The 13,775-nt window shown below is 60.7% G+C and carries 14 protein-coding genes; 9 read left to right on the plus strand and 5 right to left on the minus strand.

Annotation, left to right across the window (positions count from 1 at the left end; translation table 11 throughout):
- The first annotated feature begins 17 nt into the window (after positions 1 to 17).
- The 8 genes from isdC to F560_RS0115355 all read left to right on the plus strand — a co-directional run bounded on the left by isdC (position 18) and on the right by F560_RS0115355 (position 8,589).
- Positions 18 to 1,169, plus strand: a complete 1,152-nt coding sequence (gene isdC / locus F560_RS26080) for a heme uptake protein IsdC (protein ID WP_019006628.1) — start codon at positions 18 to 20, stop codon at positions 1,167 to 1,169.
- 22 nt (positions 1,170 to 1,191) lie between these two features.
- Positions 1,192 to 3,513 (plus strand): NEAT domain-containing protein, encoded by a 2,322-nt coding sequence (locus F560_RS0115325; RefSeq protein WP_019006629.1) that lies wholly within the window; start codon positions 1,192 to 1,194, stop codon positions 3,511 to 3,513.
- Between the two features lie 99 nt (positions 3,514 to 3,612).
- The gene (gene isdE / locus F560_RS0115330) at positions 3,613 to 4,524 is read left to right on the plus strand and encodes a heme ABC transporter substrate-binding protein IsdE (RefSeq protein WP_019006630.1); all 912 of its coding nucleotides are present in this window, start codon (positions 3,613 to 3,615) and stop codon (positions 4,522 to 4,524) included.
- Positions 4,521 to 5,507 (plus strand): FecCD family ABC transporter permease, encoded by a 987-nt coding sequence (locus F560_RS0115335; RefSeq protein WP_019006631.1) that lies wholly within the window; start codon positions 4,521 to 4,523, stop codon positions 5,505 to 5,507. The genes isdE and F560_RS0115335 overlap by 4 nt, the downstream gene beginning before the upstream one ends.
- Positions 5,494 to 6,282 carry an ABC transporter ATP-binding protein gene (locus tag F560_RS0115340; RefSeq protein ID WP_019006632.1) on the plus strand — a complete coding sequence of 263 codons (789 nt, stop codon included), beginning with the start codon at positions 5,494 to 5,496 and terminating at the stop codon, positions 6,280 to 6,282. Before F560_RS0115335 ends, F560_RS0115340 begins: the two co-directional genes overlap by 14 nt.
- A gap of 251 nt (positions 6,283 to 6,533) precedes the next feature.
- Entirely contained in the window at positions 6,534 to 6,905 is a 372-nt protein-coding gene (locus tag F560_RS0115345; RefSeq protein WP_169449905.1) for an OsmC family protein, read from the plus strand.
- A 98-nt stretch (positions 6,906 to 7,003) separates the two neighbouring features.
- Positions 7,004 to 7,711: a hydantoinase B/oxoprolinase family protein gene (locus F560_RS23390; RefSeq protein WP_019006634.1), complete on the plus strand. Its 708-nt coding sequence runs from the start codon at positions 7,004 to 7,006 to the stop codon at positions 7,709 to 7,711.
- Between the two features lie 77 nt (positions 7,712 to 7,788).
- Positions 7,789 to 8,589: a (2Fe-2S)-binding protein gene (locus tag F560_RS0115355; RefSeq protein ID WP_019006635.1), complete on the plus strand. Its 801-nt coding sequence runs from the start codon at positions 7,789 to 7,791 to the stop codon at positions 8,587 to 8,589.
- Between the two features lie 84 nt (positions 8,590 to 8,673).
- Here the strand turns inward: F560_RS0115355 and F560_RS0115360 are convergent, their stop codons facing one another.
- From F560_RS0115360 to F560_RS0115380, 5 genes are all read right to left on the minus strand, one after another.
- Entirely contained in the window at positions 8,674 to 9,447 is a 774-nt protein-coding gene (locus tag F560_RS0115360) for a Cof-type HAD-IIB family hydrolase (protein ID WP_019006636.1), read from the minus strand.
- Between the two features lie 91 nt (positions 9,448 to 9,538).
- Entirely contained in the window at positions 9,539 to 11,347 is a 1,809-nt protein-coding gene (locus F560_RS0115365) for an ABC transporter ATP-binding protein (protein WP_019006637.1), read from the minus strand.
- A 2-nt stretch (positions 11,348 to 11,349) separates the two neighbouring features.
- Positions 11,350 to 12,105: a MerR family transcriptional regulator gene (locus F560_RS0115370; protein ID WP_019006638.1), complete on the minus strand. Its 756-nt coding sequence runs from the start codon at positions 12,103 to 12,105 to the stop codon at positions 11,350 to 11,352.
- Between the two features lie 165 nt (positions 12,106 to 12,270).
- Complete coding sequence (locus F560_RS0115375) at positions 12,271 to 12,558, minus strand: hypothetical protein (RefSeq protein WP_019006639.1); 288 nt, start codon at positions 12,556 to 12,558, stop codon at positions 12,271 to 12,273.
- On the minus strand, positions 12,555 to 13,457 hold the full coding sequence (locus F560_RS0115380; RefSeq protein ID WP_019006640.1) for a D-alanyl-D-alanine carboxypeptidase family protein: 903 nt from the start codon (positions 13,455 to 13,457) through the stop codon (positions 12,555 to 12,557). Before F560_RS0115380 ends, F560_RS0115375 begins: the two co-directional genes overlap by 4 nt.
- Positions 13,458 to 13,587: 130 nt before the next feature.
- Between F560_RS0115380 and F560_RS0115385 the strand changes: the two genes are divergently transcribed.
- On the plus strand, positions 13,588 to 13,775 hold a 188-nt coding region (locus F560_RS0115385), incomplete at its 3' end, for a transposase (RefSeq protein WP_019004870.1).

Here is a 13,775-nt window from a genome sequence, read left to right on the forward strand (position 1 = left end):
GAGGTTGTTTGCTCCCGATGAGACGGCTGTTTCAAATTCTGGGCGCATGGGTGCCGCTTGTCTGGCTTGCGGCGTTGCTTGCGTCCTGTCCGACGGCGCTGGCGGCCTTTGACCTGGCCGACGGCACGTATACGATCGATTATGTGATCAAAAGGGCGGACGACGATTCCGTTTCGATTGCAAACGATTACTTCGACAAACCGGCCGAGATGACGGTGGAAAACGGCGCGGCGACCGTAAAAATCCGCATGAACCACAGCGCATGGATTACGGAATTCATGGTTCCCGTAAGCGGTTCCTATGTGGATGCGCCCGTCGTGGCCAGCGACAAGGAGGCGGATACCCGCACGGTGCGTTTTGGCGTTGACGATCTGAGCTCGCCGCTTGCGGTGAAAATGCACGTGACGGTCGAATCGATCGATTACGACCATGATTATACGGTGCGGTTCGTGTTCGACACGGGCAGCGCCAAGCTTGTGAAAGCGGCGGATAAGCCTGCCGATAAGCCGGCGGGAACGGCGAAATCGGACGCGCCGGCCCAAGCCGCACCGGGCAACGCGTCCGGAGCGCCTGCCGGTTCGGGGGGGAACGCGAAAGCGGGAGCTGCGGCGGGCGCAGGCGTCTCCAAAGGCGTTACTGCAGGCGCTTCTGCAAGCGCGCCTTCATCCCCGGCTCCGGCCAAGGGCGCTGCCGCTCCGGCAGGGAATTCGGAAAGCGGCAAGTCCGGTTCGTCGTCCGCTTCGGCTAGCAGCTCAGCATCCGGAGCTTCGCCGCTTCCGGCCGGCTCGGCAGCGGGCGCTTCGGCCGGCGAGAAAACCGCCGCGCCGCCGTCGGCCGCCGAGGCCACGCCGTCCGCCGAAGCCGCTTCGCCTGCGGCAGCGGCTCCGGCCGCCTTCGCTTCCGCAGAAGCGGCGGCAAGCAGCCCGGCCGCCGAGCCTGCGCCGCCAACGGCCGGGCAGAATGCGTCGGCCGGCGAAGCCGCCGAAGCGGAGTCCGGCGCCCCCGCCGTGGCGCCGGAGGATAAGGTCTCCGGCCGCCTGAACGCGGGCGCGGCCGCGCTGGTGCTCGGACTGCTTGTGCTGTCCGGCGCCGCGACGGCGTATTTGCTGCGCAGAGCCAAGCTTCGCAAACGCTCCGCGGCCGATCCGGCCCCGGAACAATCGATTTAATAGGCAAAGGAGAAGAGTGACCTTGAGCAAGCCCTATGTAAAATTGATTGCGTTATGGACAGCGGTGCTTACGCTTGTTGCCGGACTTCACCTCGTTCCGGGAACAGCTTCCGCCGCGTCGAATCCGTCGGTCTCTTCCGCGGTTTATCAAGACGGCACTTATTCGGTCAATTATACGGTGTACAAAGTGGATACCGGAACCGGCCTCGGAACCGACACGCCATCCCAGATGGACACCTTTATGGACAAGGAGGCGAAAGCCGAGGTACGCATCGCAAACGGCGAAACCTGGGTGACCGTCGTGCTGAACCAGGCGAAATGGTGGGTTTCGCTGGAGGTGGACAGCGGCGACGAGAAAGGGCCTGACGACGAGAAATATCCGGCGGTGACGGTCGTCAGCGAAGATCCGGCCGCCAACAAGCGGACCGTCAAGTTCAAAGTCAAGGACATAGGCGCAAGAACGAAGGCTTACGTACATGTCGACGCATCGGATACGGTACCGGGCTACAACCACAAATACGATGTCGAATTCGGATTCGACACCTCCTCCATTCCGCTCGCGTCCGTAGGTCCGGCGGAACCGGCGCTTGCGGACGGCGCGTATACGATCGGTTTTCAGGCTTTGCACGCCACCAAAGACCAGCCGTCGTCGATGAACGCCTATTTTCTGGCGCCCAAGCGGCTCACGGTAAAAGGCGGGAAAAAGCTGGTTACAGCCACGCTGAAGGACAGTTCGGTGATCAAGGAGTTCAAAGTGGCGGCGGACGGCGAGAACTTTGTGGAAGCCGCGACGCTGAGCGCGGATGAGAAGGCCGACACCCGCGTCGTGCAGTTCGAAGTCGCCAAGCTGAGCGATGTGCTCAAGGCGAAAGTGCATATCGTCACGTCTTATGTCCGCGATGGCGTTGAAACGCCATACGAGATGACCCACGACATTCGCCTGGCGTTTGATCTCGACAGCATCGCGCCGACGCTTGCGGACGGCGAGTACAACGTATCGCTGACCCTTCCGGACAACGTCAAGGATTACGTGGACGGCTCCCTGGGGCTGTCGGTGCAAAACGGCCAATATGTCGTGACCTTCAAAACGGTCCAAGGCTCGACCGTTTCCAAGCTGCAAAAAGCGGGCAGCAGCGATTTCATCGAACCGATAACGTCCGAAGTCGCGGCGCTGGCCGCCACTACGACGAAAGCGGCGCAGTTCAAAATCGACGATCTGAACGCCGCTTATACCGCATACCTGAGGATTGACGGGGAAGAATCCGAACGTCCGTTCGAAGTCCGGTTAAGCGGCGCTACGCCGGTTGACGAAGACGACGAAGGGAACGGAAATCCGGGAGGCGGCGGCGGAAGCGGCGGTTATCTGCTGTCCGACGGCCTTTATACGATGGATTTTACCGTCTTGAAGAAAGGGACGGCCGAACCGTCCGTCATGAACGGCTATGTGGTCAACACGGCCAAACTCAGGGTCGAAAACAAAGTGAACTACGTGGCGGTCACCCTGAAGCAAAGCAAGGAGATTACCGCGTTCACCGTAAACGGAATCACGCCGAATACGATCGAAAGCGACCCGGTGGCGAACACCCGCACGGTCGAATTCGAAGTTGCCGATCTTACGGCGATTATTCCCGCCTGGGTGAAGGTCGAATGGCCGGAATACAACTATTTCCACGATTACGAAGTCGATCTGAAGTTCGGGGCGCCCCGTCCGGTGCTGAACAAAATTGAAATCGGCGATAAGAAGTCCGAAGAGAACGGCAACGATGCCGCCGGCGGCGACGGCAACGGCGGTACGGCCGGCAAGACGGTTCAATTGAGCGACATTCAGTACCACTGGGCCAAAGGCGCGATCGACGAAGCGGTGAAGCTCGGCTTTGCAACCGGCTTCCCGGACGGCACGTTCCGACCCGACGCGCAGGTCAGCCGCGCCGAGTTTGCGGCGATGATCGCCCGGGCGCTCAAGCTGGAAAGCGCGGCCAACAGGCTGACCTTCAAGGATCTCGGCAGCATTCCGCCCTGGGTCAGACCGTATATCGCGCAGGCGGTGGAGGCCGGTCTTCTGAACGGCTATGCGGACGGTACGTTCCGTTCCTTTCATCCGATTACGCGCGCCGAGATCGCCGTCATTCTGGTCCGCGCGCTCGGCATCGAGCCCGACGAAACGGCGGCGCTGCCGTTCAAGGATGCGGACCAGGTCCAATCCTGGGCCCGTCCTTATGTCGCCACGGCTTACAAGCAGGGCCTGATCGGCGGCAAATCGAACGAGCTGCTGAAACCCAACGACAGCGCGACGCGGGCGGAAGCGGTCACGTTCATCCTGCGGCTGCTGAAGCAAAAGCCGTAATCGTCGTCTCCAAATGCGGCGAAACTCGCGGGGGTGCCGGCTGCCGGCATCCTTCGCGTGCTTTGCCGGCATGAAGAGAAAGCAAAGGGGATTGAAACGATGAAGAAAAAAACAAGCGCCGTGCTATGCCTGTTTATGCTCCTGTTTGCGGCCGGCTGCGGGTCGTCCGCGACCGAAGGCGCTTCGTCTCCGTCTCCTTCCGCTTCCGCGCAGGCGAGCCAGGCAAACCCGCCGGCCGAACCGCACCGCATCGTATCTACGACCGTCGCCGTGACGCAGATCATGGATGCGCTCGGCATCGACCTCGTGGGCGTGCCGACCAGCTCCAAGACGCTTCCCGCCCGCTACAAAGGCGTGACGAAGGTCGGCAATCCGATGAGCCCGGATATGGAAATCGTCAAGTCGCTGAAGCCGACGGAGGTACTTTCCGTCACGACGCTGAAGTACGACTTGCAGCCCAAATTCGAGAGCGCGGGCATTAAGGCGCGCTTCGTGGATTTGACCAGCTTGGCTTCCATGCAGAAAGCGATCGCAGACATCGGCCGCAAGTACGGCAAGGAAGAAGAAGCGAGGGCGCTCATCGCGAAATACGACGAGAAGGTCGAGGAGATCAAAAAGGCGGTCGAAGGCAAGCCGCATCCCAAAGTGCTGATTCTGATGGGTGTGCCGGGAAGCTATCTGGTCGCGACGGAGCATTCCTACATCGGAGATCTTGTCAAAATAGCCGGAGGGGTGAACGTCGTGCAGGGAGAGACGGTGGAGTACCTCGCTTCCAACAGCGAATATTTGCACCGGTCCAATCCGGACGTCATTCTGCGCGCGGCGCACGGCATGCCGGACGAGGTGATCAAGATGTTCGACAAGGAATTCAAGGAGAACGATATTTGGAAGCATTTCAATGCGGTCAAGAACGGCCGGGTATACGATCTGGAAGAGGCGCTGTTCGGGACGACGGGAAATCTGGCGGCCGATAAGGCGCTGGACGCGCTGGTAGGGATGCTGTACCCATGACCAGGAAAGGATGGAGCTTTGTCGTCGTCATTCTGCTGCTGCTCGCCGCTATCGTGCTTTCGATGGCGATCGGCAGCATCAAAGTCGGCTTTGCGGAACTGATTCGAGGGCTATTAACCGGGACCAACGAAAAGGTCGAGGTGATTCGGGATTTGCGTTTGCCGCGCCTGATCGTCGCGCTGTTTGTCGGCGCCTCGCTCGCGGTATCCGGCGTGCTGCTGCAGGCGGTAATGCGCAACCCGCTGGCGGATGCGGGCGTGATCGGCATCTCCTCGGGAGCGGGGCTCATCTCGCTGCTATTTGTCACCCTTTTCCCGACGCTGTTTTTCTGGCTGCCGTTCTTTGCATTTCTCGGCGGGGTTTTCGCCTGCTTTCTTGTCTATTCGCTCTCGTGGAAGTCGGGCTTAAGCCCGCTTCGGCTTGTGCTTGTCGGCATTGCCGTCAACGCCACCTTTACGGGGCTGGGACAATCGTTCAACTACCGCGGAAGCTATGCGGTGACGAGCGTAAACCAGGCGACGACCTCGATCTTTACGCTGAAAACGTGGACGGACGTGCAGACGATGCTCATTTACGGCACCGCCGGCCTCGTGCTGGCCATGCTTCTGTCCTCGTGGTGCAATCTGCTCGCCATGCAGGACAAAACCGCCCGGAACCTGGGGCTGCATGTCCATCGCGCCCGGCTGCTCGTCTCGGCCGTCGCCGTGCTGCTCGCCGCCGTCGCGACCGCGATCGGAGGGCTGATCGCCTTCGTCGGACTGCTCGTTCCGCATATCGCCCGTTCGCTGGTCGGCTCGGACCACAGGACGCTGATCCCTTTTTCGGCGCTTTCGGGCGCGCTTCTGATCTTGACGGCGGACACGCTGGGCAGAACCGTGCTGGCTCCGACCGAAATTCCGGCTTCCATTATCATGACGGTCATCGGCGGCCCCTTCCTCATTTTCCTGCTTAGAAGGAGCGCGCATATGCATGGAGATTCATAACGTTGTCTTTTCCTACGACAAGAAGACGGATCAGTTGAAAGGCGTTTCCGGCAGCGTTCCGAAAGGCAAAATCACGACGATTATCGGCCCGAACGGCTGCGGCAAGTCCACCCTGCTCGGCGTCATGTCGGGCAACCATCTTCCGGGCGGGGGCCAGGCGGTGCTGGACGGCAAGGCGATTCACCATTACAAGCCCAAAGAACTGGCGCGCAAGCTGGCGGTCGTGCACCAGCAGAACGGCGCGCCTTCGGACATGACGGTGGAGCGGCTTGTCGCGTACGGACGCATGCCGTACCGGACGATGTTCGGCGGCGACCGGGAGGAGGACGAGCGGGCGGTCGACTGGGCGCTGTCCTGCACCAATCTGGAGGCCAAACGCAAGCTGCCGATCGATAGGCTGTCCGGAGGGGAAAGGCAACGGGTATGGGTGGCGATGGCGCTGGCGCAAAAGACGCCGATTCTGTTTCTCGACGAGCCGACGACCTACCTGGACATCTATTACCAACTCGAGATGCTCGAATTCATCAGGGAGCTGAACCGCAAGCACGGGCTTACGATCGTGATGGTGCTGCACGACATCAATCAGGCCATCCGCTACAGCGACAAGATTATCGTCATGAAGGACGGGCGGATCGTGGCCGCGGGCGAGCCCGAAGACGTGATTACGGAGCGCGCCATCCGCGAGATTTACGGGGTTGAAGCGATCGTCCGCCGGGAGCCGGAGGCGGGGCTGCACGTCATTTTGACGGGAATCCGGCCGCTCGTCCGGCCCTGAACGAAGGTCCCTGAGCGAAGGGACCCTTATTTTTATGGATTGAAAATCCCGCAGTTATCCCATATGATTTACATGACTGACTAATCAATCGAGAAATAGGATTGGAGACGTTCGGTAACGAATTTGACGAAGCCGATACCCGAAAGCGCTCGCCGCAAGCGACGGCGCGGACGGGCATATATCGGATTGTTTGCGTGCGGTCGCGCCGAACGAAGGCGTTGACCGGTCCGGACCGTATGGGGGGAACAAGCATGATCGAAGTGAGCTGGAGCGACAGGCAGTACAAGGTCAAAAACGGAGACGGCGCCGTATGGGGAACGGAAGCGTCCGCGTCGTGGACGCCGGTCGAGCTGCTCGAATGCTCGCTTGCGTTCTGCGTAGCGAAATCGCTGAATATCGTCATGGAGCGCGACGGGGTGGAAGCGGACGCATTCGTCGTGGCGGTTCGCGCCGCCAAGGCCGCAGCGGGAGCCCCGCGTCTGGAAAGCTTCGAGATTGACGTGGAGCTGCCGCCGCTGTTTGAGCCCGGCTACAAGGAGAAGCTGCTTCGGCACGCTTCGCAGCTCTGCACGATCGGCAATACGCTCAAGCGGGGAAGCGAATTGCGTTATGAATCGGAGTAACGGAGGAGCCCTATGCCGTTTATCCGGGCGCGAAGCGTCTTTGGGCGGCAATGGCGGCTGCATGACGAAGTCCGGCGGGAAAGAGAGGGGGGTTCAAGGTGGCGAAGGCAACAGCTGACCGGATCGAACAGCAAACGATTTATGGCGAGATCGCGGCCTTGAATCGGCATGCCGGCGATCGTTTGCGGCGCGCTTTTCGTTCTTCGGACAAAGCGGAGAACCGGATGTTCGCCGCGGCCGTGCTGACCGCGAGGCTCGAGCTGGCCCATCAGATCCGGTTCGGGAACGCGCCTCTCTGCGCCTTGCGGGCGTCGGTGCGCCGCGCGTTCGGCGTTTTCGCCCGCGACATCGCCGAAGGCGACGTCATCGTGACCGCCGACCCGTACGCCGGCGGGACGGCCGGGCAAGCGTTGACGATGGCGATTCCCGTCTTCGTGAACGGCCAACTGACGCTGTTTCCGGCCATCCGGGCGCAGCTTGCGGATTCCGAGGGCGAACTGGCGGGCGGATTCAACCCGGCCGCCTACGAATGGTGGCAGGAGCGCGTCCGCATGACGCCGGTGAAGCTGTTCGCGGGCGGCAAACTGCAGCCTAACGTGTTTCGCTTCCTGACGGCCAGCAGCCGGACGCCGGATTGGCTCGGCGCCGATCTGGAGGCGATGCATTCCTGCTGCCGGGAGGCGCAGCGTTCGATCCTGAACCTGATCCGGCAATACGGTCAGGAGAAGGTTCTGCAGGCGGTTGACGGCATGATCCGCAATACGGAACAGGCATGCCGGTCCGGGGACATCAAGGTGAAATATTGATATTAATAATCCTTCTCATTGAAAAAGGGGTCCGCACACAGTATGATGATATCAATGAAAGCCAAAGGGGTTTTCCGATGTCGACCGAAATCGATTTTACATGGATCCGCGGGTTTTTCCGCATTTCGCCCGAAGGCGCGGAGAACCCGGTGTCGGAGCTTCCGGGGACGGACCTGCTCGACGGAAGCAAGCTGCTGCCCGCGCTGGAGGCGGCCGGCCGGATCGTCAGGGCGACCGGGCTCGAATTGCCGGCATCGTTTGCGGGATTGACCTTGTGCAACCTGTGCGCGGTCTCGCTGATCGTGATGGCGCGGCACAACCGGATGCCGGATTTGTCGCTGTCGAATCTGACGTTCCAGTTGGAATCGCAAGGGAGCTTTTTTTATTTCGGTTATAAAATCCACGATCTCCGTTGGAAGGATATACCCGAAAGCCCGGGAACGGAACGGGCGGCGTCTGCCGTCCAGGAGTGGATCCCCTGGTTCCGGGAAGCGGTTGTGCCCGCCGTCGAAGCGATTGCCGCAGGCGCGGGCGTGAAGCCGGAGTTGATATGGGGCCAGTTCGGCGGGCATCTTGCGAGGGTCAGGGAATTCGCCGTCCGGGAGGAACGCCGCGATGATGCGCTGGCGAGGCTGGATCACGACGTTCGGACGTTAACCGGGCTGCCCGCGGAGCTGTTTCGCCGCAAGCGGAACCCGTTCGTGTACCGCCCCCGTTATATCGAAGACCCGTACCGGCCCGGCGAGCGGATGATGATGCGTTCGTCGTGCTGCATGTATTACTGCCGCGCCGAAGGAGCCAAGTGCTACAATTGCCCTCGGCTGACCTCGGAAGAGCGGGAATCGATGCGGCAGGCGATCGCCGCCCAGAACCGATAAGGGTCCGCCCGTTCAAGCGCGCATGGCGGCGCGCGAACGGCGGAGCCGGGTTGCCGGATTCGGCTCTTGCCCGTTAAACCGGCTTCAGATCAGCCCGGCATACCGAAGCCCGCTCACGATGCCGCCCTCGTCCACCCTGGCGGTAACATAGTCGGCGTACGGCTTTAACTGCTCGTGGGCGTTGCCCATCGCGATGCCGAGTCCGACGAAGGACAGCATTTCCTTGTCGTTCAGCCCGTCGCCGAATGCGACGGCTTCCTCCGGCGCGATGCCCAGGTGCTTGAGCAACTGCTCGATGCCCCGCGCCTTGGACCCCCCGTTCGGCAGCACGTCCATCGCCTTCTGGTGCCAGCGCACGAGCCGAAGCTCGTTCAGCAGTTCCCCGTACAGATGCTCTTCATGCTCCTCGCAGTGAAGGAACGCCTGAAAAATCTCGTCCGTTTCCCAGAAAGAAGGGTTGAACCCCGGCAGTTCGACTTTAAGGGAACTGATCGATTCGATCACATGGGGATGGGCGTCCGCGTTGGCGAAATACCCCTCGCTTCCTTGGAAGACAAGCGGATGGCCGTGCGTAGCCGCCAGGCCGACAAGCGTTTCCAATGCGGTCCGCGGGATCGTATGCTTGTAGATCGGAGCGCCGTCGTGAACGACGTAGGCTCCGTTCAGGCTGATATAAGAGGCAATGCCGACCTCCGCCGCGATCGGTTGAAAGAAATAAGGGGCCCGGCCCGTGGCGATGGCGGTTACAATCCCTTTCTCCTGAAGCTCGCGGATCGCCTTGGCCGCGTCCCCGGGAATTTGCTTCTCTTCGTCCACCAATGTGCCGTCTATATCGAAAAATACGATTTTATATGCCATGCTCGCCATTCTCCTATCCCTATCCCGCTGTCTCTTTGTGTACCTCCTATCATAAAGCCGAAGACTCGGGCCTGGCAACCCTTCAACTTCTTTACATCGCGGCGAAATCCTGTTCCCTGTCGGCGGAAGCGAGGGCGGCTTTCATCTGTTGGCTGACCAGCTTTTGATAAAGCGGGTGGGTGTTCAGCAGCTCCTCATGCGTTCCCTGGCCGGTAATCCGGCCGCGTTCGAGCACGATGATTTGATCGGCTTCGAAAACGGTGGAAAGGCGATGGGCGATGACGAGGGTGGTCCGGTCTTTTTTCAAATTTTGCAGCGCCTGCTGCACGAGCGCCTCGGATTCGCTGTCCAGGCTCGAAGTCGCCTCGTCGAGCAGCAGCAGCTGCGGATTGCGCAGCAGCGCCCGGGCGATGGCGATCCGCTGACGCTGTCCGCCCGACAGCCGGACGCCGCGCTCGCCGACTTCGGTATCGTAGCCTGCCGGCAGTCTGGCGATGAATTCGGCCGCGTTCGCAAGCTCGGCGGCTTGCTTCAGCTCGCGGTCGTCGATCCGGCGGTCGATGCCGTAGCAGATATTGTCGCGAATCGTGCCCGACATCAGCGGACTGTCCTGGGATACGTAGCCGATCGCTTGCCGCCAAAGCGGCAGGGACAGGTCGGCGATGTCCGTTTCGCCAAGCCGGATGCGTCCCTCCGTTGGAGCGTAGAACCTTTCGATCAGCGAGAAAATCGTAGTCTTGCCCGCGCCGCTCGGCCCGACGAACGCAACGGTCTGGCCCGGCCGGATGGTCAAGCGGATGTCGGAAAGAATCCGCTTATCCGCGTCGTAGCTAAAGGAAACGCCGTCGAACACAAGAGGCTGGCTGAAATCCGGTTTCGCCTGCCGCTCCGATGCCGCGCGCCCTTCGTTGCCGGAGGGCTGTTCCTGCGGGGTGTTCAGCAGCTCGTGAATGCGTTCCGTCGCGCCCATCGCCTTTTGGAAAGCGGTGAAAAAGGACGCCATCATCGTAAACGGGGTGATGATCTGGAACAAGTAGATCAAGATCGCCACCAGCGTCCCCGCCGGCAAGTCGCCGGAAGCGACCCGCGCGCCGCCATATCCGATGATGACGACAAAGACGAGCAGGATGACGGTGGTCATGACCGGAGCGGTGACGGCCTGATAGACGGCTTCCTTGAATCCGAAGCGCATCAGATTGTCGATCTGGCGGCTGCCGTTGGCCCGCTCCGCCGCCTGGGCATTGGAGGCTTTGACCAGCCGGATTTCGCTGAGGACGCGGCCGAGGCTCGCGCTGAAGCCGGCCATTTCATCCTGGGCCTGCAGGGAGATGCGGTACATTTTCCGGCCGAACGGAACCAGCACAAGCATGGACAGCGGAATCACGGAGAGCAGGATGACGGTCATCTGCCAGTCCATTACAAACAGCAGGATGACGGCGCCGACGATCGAGACGATGCCGGATACGAGCGTGCCGAGATGGCTGGCGACCAGCGTCTTGATGGCGCCCGTATCCTGGGTGATCCGGCTCATCAGCTCGCCGGACTCATGCTTGTCGAAAAAGCCGACCGGCAGTTCGAGCGTATGGTTCCACAACCGCGTGCGAATGTCGGCGACGATGCGTTCCCCCGTCGCGTTCAGCAGGTAATGGGCGACGCCGCCCGCCAGCGCCTGCAGGACGAAGGCGCCGGCCAGCCCGGCGACGAGCATGGCGTTGAACCCGATTTCGGAAAAGCGATTGATGAAATCGCGCGCGAACAAAGGGACGATTAAACCCGCCGCGGCCTCAAGCAGGCTGAGCAGGGCGGCGAAGACGATAATCCGCTTCACCGGCTTTCCGGTCTTAAGCAGCGCGATGAATTTCCTCCAGCTTTCAGGGGCGACGGCCGCTTGCTTGTCCATGACTACTCCTCCTTTTTCAATCCGTTCGTATAGTATTGGAACACTTCGCCCAGCTTCTGCTCCTCTTCGCGGGTGAAGGGGGAGATGATGGACGTATCCGGCGCCTCCAAGATCGCCTCCGGGCTCAGGTCGAGGTCCTCCAGCTTGAATTCGGGTCCCAGCATCTCCTTAAGCAAGTCCATCACCTGCGACGCATAACGCTGAAGCTGCGGATGATCCGGCTCGTACAGCGGAAGATCGCGTTTCAACGCCTGAAAAATTTCGGCGGTCCGCTTTGTCAGCTCCAGCTCTTTCGTCCGCATCGCCTCCGCCATGTTTTCGACGGCGGGCTGCGGGAAATGGCGGGCCATCCAGCGCATGTAGTCTTGTTCCTTCAGGACGCTGTGGATAAGGAAGCTGACCACTTGCGTATCCGGCTCCGCCTCCTCCAGCACCGACAGGGTGTAATCGATCGCCTTCATCATTTGCGCGAGGCGCTCCTGCTTGCGCAGCAGCGCTTCTTTTTGCAGCTTGAGCGATTCCTTCAGGCCCGCGGGCTCGCGGGGAAGCGCGCCGCGAATGTCGTCGAGCGAAAAATCCAAATATTTCAGCGCGATGATGTGCTGCAGCGGGATCAGATCCCGATCGGTGTAATAGCGGCGTCCCGAATCGCTGACGTGGCTTGGCTTAAGCAAATCGATCTGGTCGTAATAGCGAAGCGTCCGCAGACTGACGCCGGTCAGCTTGGCGAATTCGCCGATGGACATCAAACGGTTCATGGCCTTTTCCCTCCCATGCCCATTGTAAAATTTGACGTTACGTTAAAAGCAAACGTTTTTTGCCCGGAAGGGTTTCGGAAAAGAAAAAAAACTCCCGGTCGGGAGTTCAGAACGGGCGATGGGCAGAAAACGGCGGCGGGCCGGGAAAAGGGGGAAGGGGAGCCTTCAGGGCGCCTTCCGTTCAAGGCCCTTGGTCTTGGCCAGCGTTTGTCTCCACAGCGCCAGCGCGTGAGACGAGCACACTTTGCGGATGTAATCCGCGCGGCTTCCTTCGTTCAGGGACCACAGCGAGTCTTCGCGGTACAACTGGACCAAAGCCTGCTTGGCCGCTTCGGAGGCGGGTTCCTCCTCGTTCAGCAGATACAGGCACACCCGGTAGCAGTAGCGTTCGAGCTTTTGGAGCGCTCTTCTTTTGTCCGCGGCCGCAAGTCCGCTCGTTTCCGGCGCGTTCAACTCGACGTCCCCTCCCATGCCAGCGCGGCGTTAAGCAGCTTCCGGGTTTCCTCGAACCGCTCCTCCGGCGTGTCCGTTCCCATCACGACCGTGATATAGCGCCGGCCGTCGCGGACAAAAGAACCCGCAAAGCAATACCCCGCCGAACGGGTATAGCCCGTCTTCAAGCCGTTGTTGCCCTTGGTGCCGAACCGCTGGCCGGGGAGCATCTCGTTGGTCGTCCGCAGCATGACGGTCTCGCCGCCTTCGCCGACGGTTCCTTCCGCGGCGGGTTCCGTCGTAAACCGGATCACCTCGGGCTCGTTCACGAGCAAATACCGGGCGAGCAGCGCCACGTCCTTGGCCGTCATGACCGTATCCCGCTCGGACGAAGCCTCCGGGAAGTCCAGAAGATCGCTGCGGGGCAACCCCGTCGCGTTTCCGAATACCGTTTTGTTGGACAATCCGATTTCCCCGGCTTTGGCGTTCATTCGCTCCACGAACCCGGCTTCGCTTCCCGCCGCCCGCTCCGCCAGCGCAATAGCGGCGTCGTTGGCGGAATGAACCGCCATCGCCCTGAACAGTTCCTCCACCGTGGCCGTCTGCCCGGGCTCCAGTCCCATTTCGGCTCCCGGGGCGCTTGCGGCATAGCGGCCGGCCGTAACCGGCTCATCCCACCGGAGCCGTCCGTTCCGAACGTCTTCCAGAATCAGGAGCTCCGTCATCATTTTCGACATGCTCGCGGGCGGCATCGCCCGGTTCTCGTTCTTGGCATAAAGCCATTCGCCCGTGTCCGCGTTCAGCAGGACGGCCGCCTTGGCTTTGAGCTCCGGCCGCTCGCGGGGACCGAGCCAGTCGTTTCCCGCTACCATCATCGACAGGACGAGTGCGGTAAACGTGATCAGCAACAATCGTTTCATCTTATGCATCCTCCCGCTTGATCCTGAAGGACATTCTAGAAGTCCGGTGAAAAAGTCCGTATAAGCAGGCCTTTCCCATGGTTTTATCGAATTTATTTTAGTAACAAAACGATCGAAAGAGTGAATGAGCATGAAAGCCCATAAGTCGTCGGCCATCCAGCCGCAATTGTTCCAATTCGTGAATATGGATGATCTCGTGCCGAAAAAACACATCCTGCGCCAACTGAACGAAGCGCTTGATTTTTCCATCATCCATGATTGGGTGGCGCCGCTGTATACGGAACGTACCGGCCGCCCGGCGGCTGACCCGGAACGGAT

This window comes from Cohnella laeviribosi DSM 21336, from assembly GCF_000378425.1.
GTDB lineage: Bacteria > Bacillota > Bacilli > Paenibacillales > Paenibacillaceae > Cohnella > Cohnella laeviribosi.